Here is a 21,972-nt window from a genome sequence, read left to right as displayed (position 1 = left end):
GGCCGCTCCTCTCGTTGATCCGGTCACGGGGTGCGGTGGTGTCCCCAGTAGTGGGCCACGTCGTAGCGCGTGGGAAGCCAGGTCTCGTCATCGATGAGGATGCCGTCGATGCCGTACTCGATCCCGAAGCCGGAGGGTGACCGGACGTAGAAGGAGATCATCTTGTCGTTCGTGTGCTTCCCGAAGGTCGACAGGATCGGGGCCGCTCCGGCGAGGACCTTGTCGTAGTTGCGGCCGAGGACGTCGAGGTCGTCGATCTCGAACATGAGGTGGCCGACACCAATGGGCCGGCTGGGCGCCGCCGCGAACGCGAACGAGTGGTGCCTCGGGTTGCAGTGCGTGAAGACGCCGGTGACACCCCCCGGCATGTCGATGTGGTCGCTGAGGCGGAAGCCGAGCAGGTCGAAGTACAGCCGACGGTAGGTCTCCTCGTCACGTACGACCTGGAAGGCGTGTCCGAGCCCGAGCTCGCGTGCCACGAAGGACGCACCGATCGGGGACACGAATGTCTCGGTGGCGTTGCGAAGCCCCCAGAACAGCTCGACGTCGTAGTTGTCGTCGGGGTCGCGGAAGCTGGCCAGCCCGTCGACGCCTCGGTCGGCCGCCGCCTGGGCGTCACGCTGGGTCACCTCGTAGCCCGCCGCCCCGAGTCGTTGCGAGATCTCCTCGAGCGCGCACTGGCTGCCCACGTCCCACCCGAGGGCTATGACGCCGTCGTTGTCGGCGCGGCGGATGTCGACCCGGTGGACGTACTGGTCCATCCGCAGGGTGAGCCGGTCCTCGCTGCGCTGGGCGACCTGGAGGCCGAGCAGCTCGGCGCCGAAGCGCTCCCAGGCCTCGAGGTCGGTTGCCGACACCACGGCATACCCGAGGGCCTTGACGCGTGCATTCATCGTTGGTCCTTTCTTCGACGTTGTCTGGTCGTCATGCTGCGTCCTGGACGCGGGTCCGACCAGCGGACCGTGCCAGATGGCGGAATGTCTTCGACGACAGTCGAAGTCACCGGCACAGCCTCGCGGCCGCCGAGGCCGCAGCCCGGGACAGCGCCTCGACCCACTCCTGCACCTGACCGGTCGTGGCGCCGGCCGGGAGCCCGGACATCCGCATGGCGATGGGCGGCGTGTCGTCCGGCCCCGGGACCGGCACGACGATCGAGTGCAGGTGGTAGGTCTCGCCCGGGTCGAGGTCAGGCTCGTAGAGGGCTGCCGTGTCGGCGATCATCTGCTTCATCAGCCGCTCGTGCTTCGGCAGTCGATCCGTCGAGGAGTAGTCCGACATCAACGAGATGCGGTCCACCGACGGGTCCGGCATGAGCGACAGCGAGAAGCCGCGCTCGCGGACTCGGTCGAGGTTGCGTCGGAACGTCTCGACGGTGGCGACCCCTTGTCCCGGCGCGCGGGCGAGCCACTCCTGCACCTCCGCCTCTGAGGCGTCACGCAGGAACACCGACCCGAGCGGCGGGATGAGTGGCACCCGGTGCCCGACGGAGGGCGTGGTCCGCTCCTCCGACTGGTTCGAGGTGAGGACGAACACGACGTCACCCCCCACCTTGGCGAGCACCGCGCAGTCGACGCCGTGGGCCGCGCTCAGCTGTTCGATGTCGTGCCGCGCCAGCTCTGCCAGCCGCACCGCGTGGATGAGGTCGGGGTGCGACGGCGCGACGAGCGACGGAGGGGCGAAGCGCCCGTAGCCCCCCTGGAAGAAGAGCAGTGGCAACGAGGGCCTGGCCACCGAGAGGTGGCGGACACGGCCGACGACGATGTAGTGGTCCCCGCCCTCGAGGACGTCCTGGTAGGTGCACTCGATCCACGAGACCGCTCCGTCCAGGATGGGCGCCCCGCCGGGGGCCGGCGTCCACGCGATGTCCTCGAACTTGTCCTCTGCACGCGAGGCGAACCGGCGACAGGTCTGCTCCTGGTCAGAGGCAAGAACGTTGACGCAGAAGGTCTTTCCGGTGCGCAGCCGGGCGAAGCTGCCCGACTCTCGTGTCGGGAGGAATGCCACGAGGGGCGGGTCCAGCGAGACCGAGGTGAACGAGCCGACGACCATGCCTGCCGGTGTGCCGTCCTCGGCGATCCCCGTGACCACGGCCACGCCGGTCGGGTAGTGCCCGAGGGTCTCGCGGAACAGTGCTGGGTCGATGTCCTCGTCACCCACAGTCACCGTCGTGTCGAGCTGGGTCATCGGTGCCTCCTCGTGTGTCGGACCACCTTCTGGCGGCCGCGACTCAGTCTCGCCGTCCGGGCGAGCGCTACCTAGGCTCCTGTCCCGTCGGGCGGGACGTTTGCCGGAGGCCCTCCCTCGGGGCGTGCGAGAGCCGACAAAGCGGCAGTCGCGAGCTCGACGTCCTGGTCCGGAGTGGCGCCGCTGACCCCGAGTCCTCCGACGAGACGGTCGCCCAGGTGCACGGGCAAGCCGCCGGGTAGGGGCGTGGGACTGAACGGCAGTCCCTCGCCGAGCAGGACGAAGAGGTCCGGATGAGCCGCACGCAGCTCGAGAAGGCTCTCCGATGGCCGAGCGAAGGCTGCCGCGGTCCGGGCGGCAGTCAGGACGTCGTCGCGGGAGACCGTCACCCTCCCGTGCCCGCGCTGACCGGCGCCACGTCGCGCTCGTCGTCCGGCTGCTCGGCACCCGCAGAGGCGGGCTTGCGGATCAGGGTGTAGACCCGGCTGCGCAGCTCGGCGAAACCGGGAAGCGCCTTGGTGGCCAGCTGATCCCGAGGGGCGGGCAGCTCGACCGGGATGAGCGCTGCGACGCTCGCCGGCTTGCCCGACAGGACCAGGACGGTGTCGGCCAGATAGACGGCCTCGTCGATGTCGTGGGTGACGAGTACCACCGTGATGCCGAGGCGCTCCTTGAGCCGGATGACGAGGTCCTCCAGGTCGGCACGCGTCTGGGCGTCGACCGAGGCGAACGGCTCGTCCATGACGATGGCGTGGGGTCGGAAGGCGAGCGCGCGTGCGATGGCGACGCGCTGCTGCATGCCTCCCGAGAGCTGCCACGGGTACGCGTGGGTGGAGTCGGCGAGCCCGACCTCGGCCAGCGCCGCGCGTGCCTGCTCGAGCCGCTCGCCCTTCGGGACGCCGGCCGAACGAAGCGGTAGGGCGACGTTGTCGATGACACGCAGCCAGGGCATGAGGGAACGGCTGTAGTCCTGGAAGACCACGGCCATGCCGCGTGGGGTGTCGCGGACCACCTCGCCCTCGAAGACGACCCGGCCCTCCGTCGGCTTGCGCAGGCCGGTCAGGCACTGGAGCAAGGTCGTCTTGCCCGCGCCGGAGGGCCCGACGATGCAGAGGAACTCCCCCTTGGCCACACTGAAGTCGAGTCCCTGCAGGACCGTGTGCGTCCCGTAGGAGTGACCGAGTCCGGTCACCTCCAGGACAGTGCTGTGCGCTGCGCTCCGGTCATCGGTCTCGTTCATGAGCCGCCTCCTTCGTGGTGGGCCATCATGCCCTTGTGCCAGCTCAGGACCCGGTTCTCCACGAGGCCGAAGAGCTTGTTGAGCAGGTAACCGACGATGCCGAGGGCGATGATGCCCGTCCACATCGCGGGGATGTCGAACTCGCGCTGCGAGTTGAGGATGAAGTAGCCGATGCCGCCCGGGGTGCCGACCATCTCCGAGATCACCATCGCGACCACCCCGATCGCCAGCGCCGTCCGCGCCCCGGCGAAGACCTGGGGCATCGCCGTGGGAAGGATGATGTGGCGGATCCGGTCCCAGGACGAGAGCCGGTAGCTCCTCGACACGTCCCGGAGCACCGGCTCCACGGAGCGGACGCCGTCGATGGTGTTGAGCAGGACCGGCCACGCACTGACGAGCGCGATGATGGCGATCTTCATCGGGGTCCCGATGCCGAGCAGCAGCATCATGATGGGCAGCACGGCCACGCCCGGGGTGGCCCGGAGGAACTCGATGATCGGGCGAACCGCCTCCTCGAGCGCGCGGACCGAGCCGAGCAGCAGACCGAGGGCGACACCACCGACGACGGCGATGGCGAAGCCGGCGCCGAGCCGGGCAACGCTCGGCCCGATCTCCGTCGGGACGTTCTGGAAGATCCAGAGCGCCTTGAACTCGGTGAGGATCGTGTCGAGTGGCGGGAAGTAGAACGACGTGCTGTTCGCGCTGGCGAACCACCAGATGACGAGGAGCAGGACGGGGAGCCAGATCTCCCAGAGGACCTTCGAGCGCAGCGACTTCATGTCAGCCTCTCTCTCGCTGCGAGGGGTGCCACCACAGGATCCGACGTTGGGCGGCGAGCAGGATGAGGTTGAGCGCGACCCCGAGCATGGACGCCGTGAAGGCGTACACGAACATCTCGTCGGGGTTGTTGACCGTGAGGGCGTTGAACAGGTTGCGCCCGAGGCCGTCCGTCCCGCCGAGGAACTCGGCCGAGATCGCCAGGAGCAGGCTGATCGTCGCGGCGATCCGCAGCCCGGTGGTGAGAAAGGGCATGGCGCTCGGCAGGTAGACGGTGCGGATCCGGTCCTTGAGGCTCAGATGGAACGCCGCGCTGACCTGTCGCAGCTGCGGCGACACCTGCTGCACGGCATACGTGGCCTGCACGAGCATGGGCCAGACGGCGCCGAACATCACCAGGATCAGGGCCATCGCGCGGGTGCCGCCGAAGAGCAGCAGGACCAGCGGCAGGATGGCCACTCCCGGGATGGTCCGGCCGAAGTCGACGACGAACTGGGAGCTGAGGGCGACCTTGCGGCTCGACCCGTTGAAGAGGCCGAGCGGCACGCCGACCACGATGGACAGCAGGAGCCCGAGGTTCGCGGTGAGCAGCGTGTTGCCGACGGCGGTCCAGTAGTCGCCCGTCCGGGCCATCTCCAATGCCGTCGTCACGGTGCGCCACGGCGTCGGGACGTCTGCCGCCCGACCCGGTCCGACGGCGAACAGGTGCCAGATGACGAGGGCGATGATGATCGCCGCCGTCTGCCGGGCCAGGCGCCCGCCTGCGCTCCCGCGCTGGGGTTCCGATCGCGCCATCGCGAGTCTCCTTCCTTCCCGGGTCGCGGCAGCAGTGGCTGCCGCGACCCGTGCGGCTGCGATCTACTTGCCCGCGACGAGCAGGTCGGCCGCCTTGGGGGCCTTGGCCTGGTCGAGCAGGCCGTACTTGACCAGCCGGGCGAGGGCCGTCTGCACCGAGGACGGGCTGATCGCCTCCGTGCCGAACTCCGGGTAGTGCGCCTTCTCGAGCAACGCCTTGGGCGCCTTGACGTAGGTCGAGGCGACCCGCACGCGCGTGGCCTGGTCGGCGTTCACCGCGGAGTTGGCCTTGAGGATGGATTGCTCGAACGCCTTGACGGTGTTCGGGTTCTGCTTGGCGAACTCCTGCGTGGTGACGTAGGCGTAGGCAAGGTCGGCGCCGGCGGCGGTGTAGCCGGCCAAGCGGTGGATCGAGCTGTCGTCGAGGGCCGCGGTTCCGGCAGGTTCTGAGGTCGTGGTGACGTCGACGTTGCCGGCCTTGAGGGCCGAAAGGGTGTTGGGCACCTCGACGAACTTGATCTTCGACGAGTCACCGCCCGCCTCGTCCACCGCCGAGCGGATGTCCACCCAGATCTGGCTGTTGATCTGCGGGATGCCGAACGTTGCGTTCTGGACGTCCTGCATGGTCTTGATGGGGCTTCCGGCCCTCACCCAGAGGTTGCCGACTCCGAACCCGTCCTTCGGGGGCGTGCCCTTGGCGCCCGGTGCCACGAGCACGAGCGGCACACCCTTGCTGCGGGCCACAGCCGGGACCGTCATGTCCATGAGAGCGAACTGGACCTTGCCGCCGAGCAGCTGGGGCATGCCCTCGGCCGGCGTCGCGACCTTGGTCAGCGTCACGTTGAGGCCCGCGGCCTTGAAGGTGCCGTCAGCGTTGGCCGCCTGGGCGCCCAGGGCGTTGAAGCTCGGGAACACCGCGACGGAGATGTCCGCCTTCTCGACGCCGCCCCCGCCACCGGTAGCGGCCTGGGAGTCGGAACCGCACGCGCTGGCGAGGCTGACGGAGGTGATCGCGACCAGCGCGACGACTGCCCGGCGGGTTCTGCCTGATGTGACCATGTTCGTTTCCTTACTCGGCGCCCGCTGGGCCCGGTGTCATCTCGTCTGCGTTGACGTCGGCAGGTCGGCGACCTCGCCGCTGCCATGATCGCCACGCCTGCGGCAAAGATGGGTGCGTCTCGTGCCGCCCTCCGGAACATGACGGTGACACGGCCCCGCGCCCCCGTAACCGGCTTGCCTCACCCTGCGGAATACCGCTCCATGATCGGCGAGAGTTCCGCATAATGGGACGCACGTCCCACACAGCCGAACGTTGGGGCAATGTGTTGACCAGCGCATCTCGAGGATGAGGTGGCGTGGCGAAGGAGAGCCGATGACCGTTTCCGCCCGAAGCCCGCACGTCGTGCGTGACCCAGCGCAGCAGCCGGACGGGGTGCTCCCGCAGCGCGTGCCGCGACCGGGAGGCACGCTGCAGGACGCCTCGTCGGAGTGCGAAGACCGGCAGATGACGTCGGTGGGCAAAGCGCTCGAGCTGCTGGCCGCCTTCCGAGGCACCATCCCCGAACTGGGTGTCAGTGAGCTGGCTCGCCGCGCCGGCATGCCGAAGTCCACGGCCTTCCGCCTGCTCGGCGACCTCGAGCGGGCCGGCTTCGTCGCGCGTTCGGGTGCCAAGTACCGGCTTGGCCTCTCCTTGTTCGAGCTCGGCAGCAGGGTCGGCTTCTGTCGGCCGCACGGCCTGCGTGACGTGGCGATCCACGACCTGAGCGAGCTGCACATCAACACCGGCCTCACGGCGCACCTTGCGATCCTCGAGGGAACGGACGTCGTCTACGTCGAGAAGGTGCACGCCGGCAACCCCGTGCGGCTCGTCACCGTGCCCGGCGCCCGGCTGCCGGCGTCGTGCACCGGGCTGGGCAAGGCGATGCTGGCCTTCAGTGACGGCGCGACCGTCCGCGCGGTCGTGGAGGCCGGACTGCCCCGCCGCACCCGCAACTCCATCACCGAGCCCGGCCGGTTCGTGCGCGAGCTGCGCCGCATCCGCGAGGCCGGGGTGGCCTACGACCGCGAGGAGGGCACCCTGGGTCTCACCTGCGTCGCCGCCCCGGTGATCGTCGAGGGACGGGTCGTCGCAGCCATCTCTGCGTCGGGCCCTCCCCACGGGACGAGCTGGCCGCGCATCGAGTCGCACGTTCGCCATGCCGCGAGCGGCGTGAGCAGGGCGTACGCGCTCAACGTGTCCCAGGTGTCCTGACGCGCCGGGCCCGACGGGACTCGGAGCGGCAGCACACCGCGAGGGACGAAGAGCTGGTCCGGGCCTGAGGCCCGGACCAGCTCTTCGTCACCATCGACCGGATGTCGACGGGCACGTTCAGAGGCGAGTGCCCGGGGGAAGGTCGTGCCCGTACAGGTTGAGGCCGTAGACCGCGTAGACGGGGTCGGCCACGTTGGAGGCGTGGGCCAGCCCGGTGTGCGCGTCGCGCCAGAACCGCTGGATCGGGTTGTCCAGACGCATGGCGTGCCCGCCCGCGTGGGCCACGATCCGGTCCACGGCATCGACCGCGCGCCGCACTGCGCGCACCTGGTTCCGCCTGATCTCTGCCCGCACCGCCACGTCGATGGGGACGTTGCGTTGGGCGAGGTCCGAGAGCCGCTCCATGTCGGAGAGGAACTGCACCCGGCTCGCCTGGATGTCCGAGGCCGCTCCCCCGAGAGCGGCCAGCTGGTGCGGGTCCTGGCTGACCTGGTGCCCGGCCCTGCTCACCCGGGATCGGCTGTGCGAGATGAAGGCCGCGAGCGCACCCTCCGCCAGGGCGAGGGTCGCGCACGCGATCGTTCCGCTGAACATCGTGTGGAACGGCATCCGGTAGAGGGGCACGTCCGCGCGCCCAGCCTGTTCCGCTGCAGCCCCGGTCTCGAGGTCGATGGGGTCGATCACACGGTGGTTTGGGACGAACGCGTCCTTGATGATGACGTCCTTGCTGCCCGTCCCACGCAGGCCGACGACCTGCCACGAGTCGGGGACGATCTCGTAGTCGGGGCGCGGCAGGATGAAGTGCCGGATCGGGTTGGGCTCGGTGACCTGCCCCTGCTGGTCGGTGACCATGCCACCCAGCACGACCCAGTCGCACAGGTCCGTGCCGGAGGAGAACGGCCAGCGTCCGCTGAAGACGAAGCCCCCGTCGACGGGACGGGCCCGGCCGAAGGGCGCGTAGGGCGAGGCCACCCAGGTGTCCGGGTCGTCACCCCAGATCTCCTGCTGCATCTGCCGCGTGCCGACCGCCAGCTCGAACGGGTGCACCCCGACCACGCCGGCGACCCACCCGGAGGACCCGTGCCGCGAGCCGATCGCCAGGACGGTCTCGAAGAACTCCACCGGGGAGCTCTCGAGCCCGCCGAAGTCCTTCGGCTGCAGCATGCGGACGACGCCGGTCTCCTCCAGGCGCTTGCGCGTCTCGTCTGGCAGGCGACCGAGGTCGTCGGCCTCCTCCGCCTGGTCCTCCAGGTACACGGCCAGCTCCTCGACGCGCTCGAGCACGGTGTTCATCGCTGTGTCCTTCTCCTCGTGGCTGCGGTCCGGTCAGCTGTTCGCGACGAAGTCGGCGACGAGCCGGTTGAACTCGTCGGCGTGCTCGAGCTGTGCCCAGTGGCCGCACCGGTTGAAGAGCACGAGCCGCGAGTTCTTGATGAGTGCCACGAGCTTGAGGCTGTGCTCGTAGCCGACGACCCGGTCGTCGCGGCCGTGCACGATGAGGGCCGGTGCGGAGATGCTCGCCAGCTCCTCGTCGGTGGCCGTGCCGCGGCGGGGCTTGCCGATGCCCGCAGCGAAGTTCTCCAGGTGCACGCGGTTGGCGGTGGCGTTGTCGTAGCGCTGCTGTGCCAGCGCCTCACTCTTGCTGCCGCTGTCGAAGGTCATGATGTCGACGAGCTTGGCCATGACCTCGACCGACGGCTCGACGTAGCCCTGGTGGAGGATCTTCAGCCCCTCTGACGGACCGTCGGCCGGGGAGAAGAGGCGGACGCCGCCGGCGCCGGCTCCCATCGTGACCAGGTGGGACACGCGCTCGGGGTGCACGGCCGCGAACTTCAGCGTCGTCGCGCCGCCCATCGAGTTGCCCACCACGGCCGCCTTCTCGATGCCGAGCGCATCGAGCAGGTCCCGCACGGCAGTCACGTGGTCTCGGTTCTCGTACGTGACGGGCGATGACTTGCCCCAGCCGGGCATGTCCGCTGCGATGACCCGGAACTGCCTGCTCAGCGCCTTGAGGTTGGGACCGAAGTTGCTCCAGCCGGTGGCACCCGGACCGCTGCCGTGCAGAAGGAGCAGCGGATGTCCGTCCCCCGCCTCGTTGTAGTGGATCGTGCCGCTGGGCGTCTCGACCGTGCGGCTGGTGCTCTGCTCGGTCAGTTCCACAGTCGTGGTGGTCATCGGCCAACTCCTCGTAGCGGTGTGAGGGCCGGAGTCAGGCTCGACACCGGCGTTCAGAAGCAGCATTGCGCAGGCGTCTGCGGTTAACGAGCCGGCCGTGCCACCTCATGGAACGCCCAGCCGTGCCATCCGCTTCAGTCGTGCGGCGCGCCGGCCCGTTCCGCTACGGCGGCGCACACCCACGTCGCAGCGGTGGCCGCGATGAGGAGGTCGGTCATCGGGACCGGGGTGGCTCGCTCCCCGAGCCCGACCAGGGGCGCGACCGCGGCCCCGGCGACGAACTGCCCGAAGCCGATGACGGCGGAACCTGACCCGGCGGCATCGCGCGCGTGGCTGATCGCAAGGCCGATCGAGTTGCCGAAGATGAGGCCCATGCTGCCCACCAGCAGCACGAAGACGGGCACGAGCGCCTGCGGCGGCGCCGCCAGGAACACGACGAGCGACAGGGCGACGACCGCGGTCGTGAGCAGGGCCAGTCCCACACGCAGCATGCGGGCCGGACCTCGGGTGCGCACGAGTCGCGCGTTCACCGCATTGGCGCCGATCATCGCGAGCGAGTTCAGCGCGAACAGGGCCGCCCCTTCGAGCTCGCTGACGCCGACGTAGTCCTGGTAGATGAAGGGCGAGGCCGAGATGTAGCCCATGAGAACGGCGAAGCTGAACGTCTTCACGAGGGCGTATGCCGTGAAGCCGGGACGGCGCAGCACCGTCCCGAGGTGAGGGCTCCTCGCGACTCCCGCAGTCGGTGAGGCGAGTGCGGCACCCGGGGATGCCGCGTTGCCACGCCGCGCCGGCGCGGTCTCGCGGATGGCGAAAACCGCGACGAGGCTCATGACCACGGTGAGGCCTGCGAGCACTCCCAGCACCCCGCGCCACCCGACCGGACCGGCGAGCAGTCCCCCAGCGACCGGGGCCACGATCGGCGCGAGTCCGCCGAGCACAGCGAGCACGCTGAAGATGCTCGCCGCCTCGGCTCCACTGAACAGGTCTGCGACGATGGCGCGCGCGATCACGATCCCGGCGGCGCCTCCGAGCCCCTGGAAGAAGCGGGCGGCAAGCAGGACCTCGATGGTCGGTGCGTGGACCGCGACGAACGAGGCGACGACGCACACCAGGGAACCCGCGACCAGTGGTCGCTTGCGCCCACGGCGGTCCGACAACGGGCCGAAGAAGAGCTGCCCCAGGGCCACGCCGACGAGAAACGTCGTGAGCGTGAGCTGAACGCCTGAGGGCGCTGTCGACAGGTCGTCGGCGATACGCGGGAAGGACGGCAGGTACATGTCTGTCGCGAACGGCGAGATCATCGACAGGAGCGACAACGACACGAGCAGGAGTGCGCGGGCGCCACCTCGGGGGGACGGCGCCGGGCCGGGGGTGACCGGCACGGGGGCACCCGCGGCCGGCGCGGCTACCGCGACGTCGATCGTCGTCCGACTCTCGCCCCGCACGGCGCCCACCATGCTGCTGCTCTCGCGTCTCATCAGTGCCTCTCGTCGTCGTCTGCTGCACGCGTCGAGCGCCCGCGCCCCAGCGTGCTGCGCCGGCGCAGGACGCACCATCACCGCGTGCCGTCGAGCGGAACGGACGTTCTCGCCGTCTGCTGAACGGAGCGGGCCCGGCCCGACGGTGCACACTCGCGGACGCCGCTCGCGCGCCGGGGCGCGTGGCGAGGCACCGGGCGCGGCTCCCCGCCAGCGGTCATTTGATCCGCTTCTCATCCAGGGGGGCTGAAGTCCAGGGCTGCGCATGGCGGTGCGACAGCGCGCCAGCAAGAACGGACCACGCGTCACGTCTCGTCGACGTGACGCGTGGTCCTTTCCATGCCTGGGGAGTCAGTCAGTGCGCCTCGCGGTTCAGGCTGAAGCGGGCTGCGACTCCGGAGATCAACAGGGCCCAGCCCGTGAGAACGAGCGCGGCGGTGGTCGGGCTCAACATCCCGTGTGCGGCCGTCCCGACGCTGGTGAGTGCGATGGCTGCCCCCGCCGGAAGCCATTGGGCCACAGCAGGAAGAGCACTGGCGAGGATGCCGGCCTCGATGATCATGACCCAGGCGATGGCACCGATGATGGCCACGACCGTGTTGCGGGTCAGGGCACCGAGTGCCACGCCGACCAGCCCGTAGAGGGCGGACGCGACCGTCGCGCCGACCCAGAGCTGCACGACGTCGACAGGGAGCGAGTGCACCCCGCGGGCGCCATAGATGACCACGGCCTCGGCGTACGCTACGCCGAAGGTTCCGGCGCCGAGCAGCGCCCCGAGACCGAGCACGGTGACGGCCTTGGCCGCGAGCACCCTTGCGCGACGGGGCTCGCCGAGGAAGGTCTGCATGATCGTGCGGTGACGGTACTCGCCGGCGACGACGAGAACGCCGATCGCCAGCATGACCATCGAGGTGAGGGCGGAGACCGACAGCGTGTGGTTGACGTGGTCGATGGAGCCGAAGGCCGGACCACCGGGGCTGGGGACGAGCGCGTTGGACGCGACTGACGCGGCACCCAGGACGAGCGTGACGGCCAGGCCGGCCCAGGCTGCGGGAGTGGTGCGGAGCTTGTAGAGCTCAAGGGAGACAAGGGTTTTCATGACCAGACTTCCTCGGTGTCGCTGGAGTGGATGAGGGTGTGGAAGACCGACTCGAGGTCGGTGTCGTCGGCGACGATGTCGTGGACCGGGCCTGCCGCGGCGAGTGCGCCGTGGTGGATGACGACGAGGTCGTCGGCGACGGCGGCCACCTCCGAGAGCAGGTGGCTGGAGAGGAAGACGGTGCCGCCACGGTCCGCGAAGGAGCGCAGGAAGCGCCGCATCTCGCGTATGCCGTCGGGGTCGAGGCCGTTGAGCGGCTCGTCGAGGACGAGCACCGACGGGTCCCCCACGAGGGCCGAGGCGAGGGCGAGGCGCTGGCGCATGCCGAGCGAGAACCCGCCGACGCGCCGGCCGGCCGCAGGCCCGAGCCCGAAGCGCTCGAGGAGGTGGTCGGCCGTGCGGGCAGGGACACCGGCCTGCATCGCGGTGAGCCGGATGTGGTTGCGGGCGGACCGGTTCGGGTGGAAGCCCTGGTCGAGCACCGCGCCCACGACACGGGTCGGGTGGGGCAGGTCGCGGTAGCGGACCCCGTCGACGGTGGCGGTCCCGCTGGTCGGGTCGGTCAGGCCGAGCAGGATCCGCATGCTCGTCGTCTTTCCCGCGCCGTTGACGCCGAGGAACGCGGTGACCCGGCCGGGCAGCGCCGTGGCGGTGAACCCGTCGAGGACGGTGACGGGGCCGTAGTGCTTGGTGAGCTGGTGGAACGAGAGGGTTGGCATGGTGCTGAGCTCCTGTGTCGGGAGGCCGGTTTGGCTGGCACCAACGATCCGGCCCGGACGGGGTGCGGGTCGTCGCCCTGGCGGCCGAACCCCGACGTGCGCCTGAGGGCGAGGCCGAGAGGTCTCAGCGCGGCGGCATACGCCTCCGGGAGTACGCCCCAAAGCCGATCCCGCAGGGCCCGACCCTCCCTACTGTTCAGGTATGGACACGTCGACGCGGCGACGCACGTGGCGGATCGACCCCCGCGTCACCGACGCGCTCGTCGCAGTCGCCCTCTTCGTGCTGCTGGTCCTCTCGTTCGGCGCCTCCGTCCGCGCCGGCCAGCGACCGGTCGACGCCGGGACTTGGGTGCTCGGCGTGCTCCTGACCGCGCCGTATGCCGTGCACCGACGAGCCCCGTGGCTCGCGCTCGCCGTGACGCTGGGCGCGTTGCTGGCCTTCTCGCTGCTGCACTACGCGCCCTACCCGGGGCTCAGCGCGTTCGCGCTGCTGTTCGGGCTCGCATTGCACGGCCGCCGCCGCGACTCGCTGCTGGCGCTCGGTGCGACGGCCGGCGCCTTCTGCATCGCGCTCGCCGCGCAGCCCGCCGGCGTCGTGGCCTTGAGTGACGTGATCTCGACGATGCTCGCCACCGCCGTTGCCTGGCTCGCCGGCGACAACCTCCGTCAGCGACGGCTGCGGTGGGCGGCCATGGAGGACCGGGCGCGGCTGCTCGAGCGGGAACGCGAGGACCGTGACCGCGCCGCGGTGACGGCGGAACGGCTGCGCATCGCCCGCGAGCTGCACGACGTCGTCGCCCACTCGATGTCGGTGATCGCGGTGCAGGCAGGGGTCGGCCGGCACGTCATCGAGACCGACACGGCCGCGGCCAGTGACGCGCTCGGCGTGATCGAGTCGACGAGCCGCGACACGCTCACCGAGATGCGGCGGATGCTCGGGGTGCTGCGTGACGGCGAGGCCGCCGCGTCGCACCCGATGCCCGGCCTCGCGGACGTCCGGGCCCTCGTGGCCGACACGCGCCGGGCAGGGCTCGGGGTGACGATGGACTCGACGGGCTCCTTGGCCGACCTTCCCGCCGGCGTCGACCTCGCGGCATACCGGGTCGTGCAGGAGGCGCTGACGAACGTCCTCAGGCACGGGGGCCCGGTGGCCCGCGTTCGCGTCGCATGCTCGGAGGGGCGCGTCGAGCTCGAGGTGGCCGACGACGGCCGGGCGGACCGCAGGCGGACGAGCCCGCGCGGCACCACGGTCGCACCCCTCATGCCGGGTGCGGGCCAGGGACTCATCGGCATGCGGGAGCGGGTCGAGCTCTACGGCGGCACGTTCGAGGCCGGTCCGCGACCCGGCGGCGGCTTCCGCGTCCACGCGACCCTGCCGTATGCCGCGGAGGCGCGATGAGCCAGCCGGTGCGGGTCGTCGTGGTGGACGACCAGGCGCTCATCCGGGGAGCCTTCCGCGTGCTCGTGGACTCCGCTCCCGACCTGGAGGTCGTGGGCGAGGGCGAGAACGGGGTCGAGGCCGTGGAACTCGTGCGCCGGCTCGAGCCGGACGTCGTGCTCATGGACATCCGGATGCCGGTGATGGACGGGCTCGAGGCGACCCGCGCCATCGCCGCGCTCGACTCCGGCACGCGGGTGCTCGTGCTGACGACGTTCGACCTCGACGAGTACGTCTTCGGGGCGTTGCGCGCCGGAGCGAGCGGCTTCCTGCTCAAGGACACTCCCCCGGTCCAGCTGCTCGACGGCATCCGCGTCATCGCCCGTGGCGAGTCGTTGTTGGCGCCGAGCGTCACGCGACAGCTGATCGAGGAGTTCGTGCGGCAGGAGCCGGCCGGAGCTGGCGGGAGGCCGGCCGCCCCCGCGTCCCTGACAGGGCTGACCGAGCGCGAGACGGAGGTGCTGGTGCTGGTCGCCCGCGGCCTCTCCAACCAGGAGATCGGGGCGCAGCTGTACGTGACGCCGGCGACGGCGAAGACCCACGTCGGCCGGCTGCTGATGAAGCTCGGGGCCCGCGACCGGACCCAGCTGGTCGTGATGGCGTACGAGACCGGCCTCGTCGAGCCACGATCGTCCTGAGCGGTCGGAGGTCAGCGGCTCGCCGTCGGCTGCTCCCTGGAGCGGATGCCCGGACATCCGCCGGATACGCACTCGTACGGGCCCGTCGTCCGTGTCGTCCAGCCCCCTCATGCTCGTGGTCCGGAGGTGAGCGTTTCCGGGCCACGGGCTCACCGTGCAAGTCCTACCCCGGGCCCGCCGCCCCCGTGGCGCTGCTGGGGGCGAGCACGTCGCGTGGCATCAGCTCCGCTGACGCCAGGACTTTCGGCATCGCAGTCACGCCTTCCTTCAGGCGATGATGGCGTGCCGGTCCTCGCTCTTGCTGGCGATGGAGATCTTGCGCGGCTCGGCCTGCTCGGCGACCGGGATCTGCGGGGTGAGTACGCCTCCGACATAGCTCGCGCTGATGTGTTGGGTGTCGAGGTTGTCGCCGAGGATCAGCTGGCGACTGAACACCCCCCGCGGACGCTCGGCGGCGAGCAGCTCGGCGTCGCTGGCGCGGGACGTCCTCTCTGCTCTGACGGTGACGACGTCGCGTTCGACGTCCAGGTCGATCGATCCGGGGTTCACGCCGGGAAGGTCGAACTCGACGTGGAACGTGTCCCCTTCGCGCCAGGCGTCCATCGGCATCACCGAGGGACCGGCCAAGGTGCCGGGGGTTCCGTTCCCGCCGACACCGCCAAGACCTACTCCCCCCACGAGAAGAGCATCCTGGTCCGCGCCATTGGATCGGCCGGCTTGTGATTTTCGAGCCCGCCCGCGTCCGGCCCGCTTCCGGTGGGTACTAACTACCTGCCGAGAGAGGGAGGGCCATGTCAGGGGACGCACGCGGCGCGCAGGTCGAGGACAGCGAGGCCAGCTCGTCGTGGGCAGCCGGCGACGTCGACTTGGAGACCACGTTGAGCGAGATGGGTCGCGCGGGACTCCATCGCGCGTCGGACGAGGAGATCGTGCATGCCATGAGGCGAATGGTGGCTCACGTCGAGTTCCCTTGTCTCGGAGCCAAGTCCGTCTTTCGCCAAGATGGCGTCACGTATGCCGTCCTGGGCCACATGGACGACCCCGACGTCCCAGCCGACCTCCTTCGAGGGCTCACCGCCTTCGCAGCGGACATCGAGGGCGACGACGGTTTCCACTCCTTCATCGCAGTGTTCCGTGCCCCGGTGCCGGCGGATGAGCAGACGTTCGAGGCGTCCCTGTTCTCCCTGCTCCAGCGGCTCCACGACGCAGACCGGCAGCCTTGGGCGCCGGGCGTGGACGCCGATCCGGCGAATCCGCACTTCGCGTTCAGCGTCGGCGGGACCGCATACTTCATCGTCGGACTGCACCCCACGGCCTCACGCGTCGCTCGCCGGGCCCCATTGGCGACACTGGTCTTCAACCCGCATGAGCAGTTCGAGACGCTGCGCGATGAGGGCCGGTACGACGGCATGCGCTCGACGATCCGCCGGCGCGACGTCGACCTGCAGGGATCGGTGAACCCCATGGTCGCCGACCACGGCGAGAGCACCGAGGCGCTGCAGTACTCGGGCCGACGACACGACGCCGGGTGGGCGCCGCCACTCGACACCGACGACGCCGTAGGAACGACCACCGAACACCCGGAGGGGGAACGAGCATGACCATGGCGAAGAACGTGCCGTCGCACACCGGCCAGCGCGGGCAAGCAGGCCAGGCCCCGCAGCTCGACGCCCGGCCAACTGGCGACATCCCCGGCCAGGCCAGCATCGGCGGACGATACTTCGGTCCCGGCGGCCCTGTGCCTCAGGTGGTTCGGGACCAGGAGGTCGTGGAGATGATCCGGCTCGCGCCCCAGACGGGAACCGCCTTCCTACTGGGAGCCGGACAACGCCTCCTCGTCGTCGACCCGACGGGTGGTCAGGTCAGCGACTTCTTCGCCGTCATGGCAGATGACCGCGACGAGTGGCTCAGCTCCGGCCGCACCATCGACTACGCCAGCTCGACCCTGGTCACGACCGGCACCGTGCTCTACAGCAACCGCAGCACACCCATGGCCACGGTCATCGAGGACACGTGCGGGCGCCACGACCTGCTGCTCACGCCGTGCAGCCAGCAGACGTTCGACCTCCTCTACCCCGACCTCGAGGGCGCTTACCACCCGAGCTGCTACGAGAACCTGTCGACACAGATGGCGCGCTTCGACGTCGACCCTGACCGCATCTCCACCACGCTCAACATCTTCATGAACGTGTGGGCCGAGCGGAACGGCGAGCTGCACATCGACCCGCCCACGTCACGGGCCGGGGACCGGTTCGTGCTGCGTGCCGAGGCAGACCTCATCGTCGGGCTGACCGCCTGCTCCGCCGAGAAGTCCAACGGCGGCGTCTGCAAACCCATCGAGTACGCCATCGAGTCGTGATCGGCGGTGCGGCTGGCCTCACCGGGTTCGACACCGATGCTCCGGCCGGCCGTCGATGTGGACCCTCACTCGAACTGCCGGCCTGGCCCCGACAGGTGCGCTTCGAGAAGTCTGGCCCTGGGCCACATCGACGCCGCCCGAGCCCTCCTGACTCAGGCCGATGCCCACAGTGAGCCGTCGTCCACCCTCGCCCACGACGACGCCTGCCCGAGGCGCACCTCCCGCCCGGTACCGAGCATGTGCTCGCGAACAGCCAGACCATCGGTGCAGCTATGGAGGGATGCGGTGGCGCTCGCTCGTGTCTGCGTCAGCAGCGGAGAACTCTCAGTCGATCGATCGCCAATTTCCGAGCGGCCGCCGCCCTCCCGTGTCAGGCTGATGGCACGTGTCAATCCGTCGGAGAGGTGTCCAAACAGCCGACGGCGACGTGAAACGGCGGGATCGATCCGCTCCCGAGATGACATGCGGCCCGTTGACCACGCACCTGCGCAGCGCTTGACTTGAGTCAACGAGGAGCCTGGGATGGACAGCCAGATCGAGCCGAGCGGCATTGCGTCAGACTTTGCCGCGCTCAGCTCGTATCTTTCCGACGGAACGGAACGTGACGTCGGGCTGCACCGGCTCGTGCAGCTGGCTGTCGGATCAGTCTCGGGTTGCGACTGGGGAGCCGTGACGGCGTGGCCGGCTCACGCCACTCCTCGCAGTCTGGCGTGCTCTGACCCAGTGGCGTTCTCCGTCGACGAGTTGCAGTACGCATTGGGCGAGGGCCCTTCCCTGGAGCCGGCGGCGAGCACCGCGCCAGTGTGGATACCCGATCTCGCGCGCGACGTGCGCTGGCCTCGGTTCTGCATGGCAGTGCAGGCCGAGACTCCCGTTCGGGGGCTGCTGTCGTTCGATCTCGACGACGATTCCGGTCGAGCGGCGCTCAACCTCTACAGCTCGCGGCCGGATGTGTTCGGCACGGAGGCGGCCACTCTCGCAGCCCTCTTCGCGACTCATGCCAAGTTCCTGCTCCTGCACGCCGAGCCCCCGGACGACGCCGATGGTGTCCAACGCGCACGCCTGACCAGTCGTCAGATCGGCATGGCGATAGGGATCCTGGTGGATGTGCACCAGGTGTCAGAAGAGAGCGCGTTGGCCATGCTCCGCGTCACGAGCCAGCATCTCAATCGGAAGCTGCGCGACGTCGCCGGAGACGTGGCTCGCACTGGACGGCTGCCGGCTCGGGACTCGCGGCCACGTGACCGGGCGCCGTGAGTCAGTCGCACAGGTCGTGCTCCCGCTCCCACACCACCTGGGCGAGGACGAGCCTGTCTGCCAGAGGCATCGTCCACAGGCCGTTCACGTACCCGTCGAACTCCCAGTAGTCGAAACTGCCTCGGTATCCCACGAAGTCGAGCCACAACGCCCGCACGGGCCAGCTGCCCTCGCGCACCGACCGGAGCAACCGTCCGCCGACGCTCGACGCGTCGTCACTCGTCAACCGAGCCGGGAGGTCGCACATGGGACCACTGACGTGGAGGTCCCGTCGCGCTTGCCGTTCGGCATGGACGAGACGCACTTGCCCGAGCCGTTGTTCCGCCGCGTGCGCACGCGACATCGCAATCGCAAGACGCTCCCGAGCTCTGCGGGCGTCGTGTTCGCTGACCTGCGTCACGGAACGAAGGCCCTCGAGCCGGTCGCGGCACTCGGCCGCGCGCACTTCTGCGGCGCAGGCGGCTAGGTGCAGTTCTGCGATGCGGCCGGTCAACCCCATGCTCCCAGTATGCCCGCGCGGTCATCAGGTGTCAGCGTGCTGATGGCGAACGAGACTAGGCTGGGTGGTTCAGAGGCGGAATGGTGCAGTGACGTCGTGGCCCCGTCCCGATGGACGACCTGAGGAGCATGATGGACGAGCGGCCTTCATCCCACTGCAGACGTGACGTCGTTGTCGTCGGTGCCTCCGCTGGCGGGGTGGAGGCACTGCGCGCGATGGTGGCGAGTCTTCCGCCTGACCTCCCTGCGACCGTGCTCGTCGTGCTGCACGTGCCGTCGTACGGAAGGAGTGTCCTGCCCGACATCCTCACGCGTTCCGGCTCGTTGCCGGCGCGGCACGTGACGCAGCTGCTCGAGCTCACACCCGGGCAGATCCTGGTGGCGCCGCCCGACCTGCACCTGGTGGTCGTCGACAACCACGTGGTCGCCACGCCCGGCCCCCGTGAGAACGGTCACCGTCCAGCCGTCGATGTGCTGTTCCGGTCAGCCGCACGAGCGCTGTCGCAGCGAGTCGTCGGCATCGAGCTCTCCGGTGCGCTCGACGACGGGGCCGCCGGCATGTGGGCGATCCGCAGTCGTGGCGGCTTGGTCGTCGTGCAGGACCCTGCCGACTGCCTCTACCCCGAGATGCCCCAAAGCGTCTTGGACACGGTGCGCCCTGACCACGTCGTGCGAGCATCTGAGATCGGCGCGTTGCTCGATTCCCTATGCCGGCAAGACGTTCCCGTGGTCTCGCTGCCGCCGCCATCGCCGTTGATGGTGGCGGAGACCGATATGGCTCACATGGAGGAAACCGTCATGGATGCTGCAGATCGTCCCGGCGAACCTGCTGGCTTCTCGTGCCCCGACTGCGGCGGCACGCTTTTCTATGTGCGCGAGGGCACCATGTCGCGCTACCGGTGCCGGGTGGGCCACGCTTGGACGACACGAGGCCTGATCGGTGAGCAGTCGGTTCAGGTCGACAACGCGCTGTGGGTTGCCTTGCGCGCGCTCGAGGAGAAGGCTGCCCTGGCCGAGCAGCTGGCGGATCGCGCTGCCGAGCAGGGGAGCCTCCTGAGCTCCGCACGCTTTCGCGGCCAGGCGGCCGATAGCCGTGAGGCAGCGGGGCAGGTGCGCCAGCTCATCGAGGCTCGGCCTGCCATAACGGCGGACCTCGCCGATGAGTGAGGACCCGGTGCGGACATCGGAAGAGGGCGAGGACGTCGACACTGTCGACGCGGCTGAGTTCGAGGCCTTCGAGAGCCTCCTCGTCTATCTCAGGGAGTCGCGCGCCTTCGACTTCACCGGCTACAAGCGACCGAGCCTCCTGAGACGGGTGCGACATCGAATGCAGGGTGTCGGATTCCAGTCCTTCGATGGTTACCAGGACTACCTCGAGGCCAACCCCGACGAGTTCGTCGCGCTCTTCAACACCATCCTCATCAACGTCACGAGCTTCTTCCGTGACCGTGACTCCTGGGAGCACCTGAGCAGCCGCGTGCTTCCTGAGATGCTCGAGGGTTCTCACCGGGAGATCCGGGTGTGGAGTGCCGGCTGCGCGGGTGGACAGGAGGCCTACTCCCTCGCCATGGTCCTGACGGAGGCCATGGGTCCTGACCAGTTCCGCGAACGCGTCAAGATCTATGCGACCGACGTCGACGAGGAAGCTCTCGCCTACGCACGTGCCGCCACGTACACGGAACGCGAGATGAGCAGCGTGCCGGAGGAGCTGCGGCACAAGTACTTCGAGTCCGGGATGCAGGGCATGGTGTTCCGCCAGGACTTGCGTCGAAGCGTCATCTTCGGGCGCAACGACCTGACACGCGACGCCCCGATCTCACGCATCGACCTGCTGTCGTGCCGCAACACCCTGATGTATTTCAACGCCGAGACACAGTCGCGCATCCTGTCCCGACTGGCGTTCGCCCTCAAGCCAGAAGGCACCCTCCTGCTCGGCAAGGCGGAGATGCTGCTCAACCACTCCGACAGCTTCACCCCGCTCGACCTCAAGCGTCGGCTCTTCCGCCGGACCACTGTGTCCTCGGTCGACCCAGGCATGGTGAGCCGCCACCCAGCGCCGGTCATGCGCTTTGCCGTGCCCGACGCCCTGCACAGCCTGCGCACCGACACCTTCGCCGCAGCACCCCTCGCGCAGCTTGTGGTCGACGCTCACGGCACGCTGGCGATGATCAACGAGGCGGGCAAGCTGCTGACCCGGCTCGCCGACTCGGACATCGGCCGCCGGTTCGTGGACCTTGACCTGTCCTATCGGCCCATCGAGCTACGCCCAGCGCTCCAGGAGACGCGCGAGACTCGTCAACAGCGTCAAGTCCGCGATGTGGCATGGCCGCGCTCCGAGACCCCCTTCTTCGTCGACATCGACCTCATCCCGCTGGTCGACGACCACGATGGTTATGCCGGGACGCTGATCGCGCTCACCGATGCGACGCGCTACCACCAGGTGCACCAAGAGCTCGAGCAGACGACGAAGCAGTTGCAGGCCGCCTCGGAGGAGCTGCAGTCGACGAATGAGGAGCTCGAGACCACCAACGAAGAGCTCCAGTCGACCGTCGAGGAGCTCGAGACCACCAACGAAGAGCTCCAGTCGACGAACGAGGAGCTCGAGACGATGAACGAGGAGCTCCAGTCGATGAACGACGAGCTCCAGGGTGCCAACGAGGAGCTCCGCGAGCGCAGCTCGCAGGTGGCCGAGCTGAACGACTTCATGGAGTCGATCCTCGGGAGCATGAGGTCGGCCGTGATCGTGCTCGACCGGCAGCTGACCATCCAGACCTGGAACAAGAACGCCCAGGACCTGTGGGGGGTGCGTGCCGACGAAGCAGTCGGCACGCACCTGCTCACCCTCGACATCGGGCTACCGACCGAGGCCCTCAAACCCCTGCTTCACTCGGTCCTGTCCGACGTCACCGACGCGCAGCAGCTCGTCCTGGATGCCATCAACCGTCGCGGCAGACGGGTGCGGCTCAACATCACGGTGGCAGCGCTCATGTCACCCGGTTCGGAACCAACCGGTCTCCTGCTGGTGATGGACGCGACGCCGCTCGACTAGGCGGTCGCAGGG

The 21,972-nt window shown here is 69.4% G+C and carries 22 protein-coding genes; 8 read left to right on the top strand and 14 right to left on the bottom strand.

Features of this window, described 5'->3' with window-relative positions; translation table 11 throughout:
- Nucleotides 1-23: 23 nt before the first annotated feature.
- From AC1DE0_RS00435 to AC1DE0_RS00405, 7 genes are all read right to left on the bottom strand, one after another.
- A complete protein-coding gene (locus AC1DE0_RS00435) occupies nucleotides 24-893 on the bottom strand; it encodes a VOC family protein (protein WP_478096025.1) in 870 nt (289 codons plus the stop codon).
- Nucleotides 894-999: 106 nt separating this feature from the next.
- Complete coding sequence (locus AC1DE0_RS00430) at nucleotides 1,000-2,184, bottom strand: flavin reductase (protein ID WP_478096024.1); 1,185 nt, start codon at nucleotides 2,182-2,184, stop codon at nucleotides 1,000-1,002.
- A gap of 71 nt (nucleotides 2,185-2,255) precedes the next feature.
- Nucleotides 2,256-2,573, bottom strand: coding sequence for a heme-binding protein (locus AC1DE0_RS00425; RefSeq protein WP_478096023.1), 318 nt, complete (start codon nucleotides 2,571-2,573; stop codon nucleotides 2,256-2,258).
- Nucleotides 2,570-3,424 (bottom strand): ABC transporter ATP-binding protein, encoded by an 855-nt coding sequence (locus AC1DE0_RS00420; RefSeq protein ID WP_478096022.1) that lies wholly within the window; start codon nucleotides 3,422-3,424, stop codon nucleotides 2,570-2,572. The genes AC1DE0_RS00425 and AC1DE0_RS00420 overlap by 4 nt, the downstream gene beginning before the upstream one ends.
- Nucleotides 3,421-4,203: an ABC transporter permease gene (locus AC1DE0_RS00415; RefSeq protein WP_478096021.1), complete on the bottom strand. Its 783-nt coding sequence runs from the start codon at nucleotides 4,201-4,203 to the stop codon at nucleotides 3,421-3,423. The genes AC1DE0_RS00420 and AC1DE0_RS00415 overlap by 4 nt, the downstream gene beginning before the upstream one ends.
- Before the next feature lies 1 nt (nucleotide 4,204).
- The gene (locus AC1DE0_RS00410) at nucleotides 4,205-4,996 is read right to left on the bottom strand and encodes an ABC transporter permease (protein ID WP_478096020.1); all 792 of its coding nucleotides are present in this window, start codon (nucleotides 4,994-4,996) and stop codon (nucleotides 4,205-4,207) included.
- A gap of 63 nt (nucleotides 4,997-5,059) precedes the next feature.
- Nucleotides 5,060-6,055 carry an ABC transporter substrate-binding protein gene (locus tag AC1DE0_RS00405; RefSeq protein ID WP_478096019.1) on the bottom strand — a complete coding sequence of 332 codons (996 nt, stop codon included), beginning with the start codon at nucleotides 6,053-6,055 and terminating at the stop codon, nucleotides 5,060-5,062.
- Nucleotides 6,056-6,368: 313 nt separating this feature from the next.
- Between AC1DE0_RS00405 and AC1DE0_RS00400 the strand changes: the two genes are divergently transcribed.
- A complete protein-coding gene (locus AC1DE0_RS00400) occupies nucleotides 6,369-7,247 on the top strand; it encodes an IclR family transcriptional regulator (RefSeq protein WP_478096018.1) in 879 nt (292 codons plus the stop codon).
- A gap of 117 nt (nucleotides 7,248-7,364) precedes the next feature.
- Here the strand turns inward: AC1DE0_RS00400 and AC1DE0_RS00395 are convergent, their stop codons facing one another.
- The 5 genes from AC1DE0_RS00395 to AC1DE0_RS00375 all read right to left on the bottom strand — a co-directional run bounded on the left by AC1DE0_RS00395 (nucleotide 7,365) and on the right by AC1DE0_RS00375 (nucleotide 12,721).
- A complete protein-coding gene (locus tag AC1DE0_RS00395; RefSeq protein WP_478096017.1) occupies nucleotides 7,365-8,540 on the bottom strand; it encodes an acyl-CoA dehydrogenase family protein in 1,176 nt (391 codons plus the stop codon).
- Nucleotides 8,541-8,573: 33 nt separating this feature from the next.
- Nucleotides 8,574-9,422 (bottom strand): alpha/beta fold hydrolase, encoded by an 849-nt coding sequence (locus tag AC1DE0_RS00390; RefSeq protein WP_478096016.1) that lies wholly within the window; start codon nucleotides 9,420-9,422, stop codon nucleotides 8,574-8,576.
- A 134-nt stretch (nucleotides 9,423-9,556) separates the two neighbouring features.
- Nucleotides 9,557-10,903 carry a multidrug effflux MFS transporter gene (locus tag AC1DE0_RS00385; protein WP_478096015.1) on the bottom strand — a complete coding sequence of 449 codons (1,347 nt, stop codon included), beginning with the start codon at nucleotides 10,901-10,903 and terminating at the stop codon, nucleotides 9,557-9,559.
- Nucleotides 10,904-11,258: 355 nt separating this feature from the next.
- Complete coding sequence (locus tag AC1DE0_RS00380) at nucleotides 11,259-12,002, bottom strand: ABC transporter permease (RefSeq protein WP_478096014.1); 744 nt, start codon at nucleotides 12,000-12,002, stop codon at nucleotides 11,259-11,261.
- On the bottom strand, nucleotides 11,999-12,721 hold the full coding sequence (locus AC1DE0_RS00375) for an ABC transporter ATP-binding protein (protein WP_478096013.1): 723 nt from the start codon (nucleotides 12,719-12,721) through the stop codon (nucleotides 11,999-12,001). Before AC1DE0_RS00375 ends, AC1DE0_RS00380 begins: the two co-directional genes overlap by 4 nt.
- 202 nt (nucleotides 12,722-12,923) lie before the next feature.
- Here AC1DE0_RS00375 and AC1DE0_RS00370 point away from each other — a divergent pair, with 202 nt between their 5' ends.
- The gene (locus AC1DE0_RS00370) at nucleotides 12,924-14,120 is read left to right on the top strand and encodes a sensor histidine kinase (RefSeq protein WP_478096012.1); all 1,197 of its coding nucleotides are present in this window, start codon (nucleotides 12,924-12,926) and stop codon (nucleotides 14,118-14,120) included.
- A complete protein-coding gene (locus AC1DE0_RS00365) occupies nucleotides 14,117-14,797 on the top strand; it encodes a response regulator (RefSeq protein ID WP_478096011.1) in 681 nt (226 codons plus the stop codon). Before AC1DE0_RS00370 ends, AC1DE0_RS00365 begins: the two co-directional genes overlap by 4 nt.
- A gap of 267 nt (nucleotides 14,798-15,064) precedes the next feature.
- On the opposite strand, the gene AC1DE0_RS00360 is transcribed toward AC1DE0_RS00365, so the two are convergent.
- The gene (locus AC1DE0_RS00360; protein WP_478096010.1) at nucleotides 15,065-15,475 is read right to left on the bottom strand and encodes an Hsp20/alpha crystallin family protein; all 411 of its coding nucleotides are present in this window, start codon (nucleotides 15,473-15,475) and stop codon (nucleotides 15,065-15,067) included.
- Nucleotides 15,476-15,588: 113 nt separating this feature from the next.
- Between AC1DE0_RS00360 and gntA the strand changes: the two genes are divergently transcribed.
- From gntA to AC1DE0_RS00345, 3 genes are all read left to right on the top strand, one after another.
- Nucleotides 15,589-16,398 (top strand): guanitoxin biosynthesis heme-dependent pre-guanitoxin N-hydroxylase GntA, encoded by an 810-nt coding sequence (gntA, locus tag AC1DE0_RS00355; protein ID WP_478096009.1) that lies wholly within the window; start codon nucleotides 15,589-15,591, stop codon nucleotides 16,396-16,398.
- Entirely contained in the window at nucleotides 16,395-17,156 is a 762-nt protein-coding gene (locus AC1DE0_RS00350; protein WP_478096008.1) for a DUF1989 domain-containing protein, read from the top strand. Before gntA ends, AC1DE0_RS00350 begins: the two co-directional genes overlap by 4 nt.
- Nucleotides 17,157-17,678: 522 nt before the next feature.
- Nucleotides 17,679-18,413, top strand: a complete 735-nt coding sequence (locus AC1DE0_RS00345) for an ANTAR domain-containing protein (protein WP_478096007.1) — start codon at nucleotides 17,679-17,681, stop codon at nucleotides 18,411-18,413.
- Nucleotide 18,414: 1 nt separating this feature from the next.
- Here the strand turns inward: AC1DE0_RS00345 and AC1DE0_RS00340 are convergent, their stop codons facing one another.
- Nucleotides 18,415-18,912, bottom strand: coding sequence for a hypothetical protein (locus AC1DE0_RS00340; RefSeq protein ID WP_478096006.1), 498 nt, complete (start codon nucleotides 18,910-18,912; stop codon nucleotides 18,415-18,417).
- A 110-nt stretch (nucleotides 18,913-19,022) separates the two neighbouring features.
- On the opposite strand from AC1DE0_RS00340, the gene AC1DE0_RS00335 reads away from it, so the two are divergent.
- A complete protein-coding gene (locus AC1DE0_RS00335; RefSeq protein ID WP_478096005.1) occupies nucleotides 19,023-20,078 on the top strand; it encodes a chemotaxis protein CheB in 1,056 nt (351 codons plus the stop codon).
- A complete protein-coding gene (locus AC1DE0_RS00330; protein WP_478096004.1) occupies nucleotides 20,071-21,960 on the top strand; it encodes a CheR family methyltransferase in 1,890 nt (629 codons plus the stop codon). The genes AC1DE0_RS00335 and AC1DE0_RS00330 overlap by 8 nt, the downstream gene beginning before the upstream one ends.
- Nucleotides 21,961-21,972 lie beyond the last annotated feature (12 nt).

The organism is Terrabacter sp. 05T424 (assembly GCF_056396225.1).
Note: the sequence above shows the minus strand (reverse complement) of the source record. Positions and strands in the feature narration are given on the sequence as shown.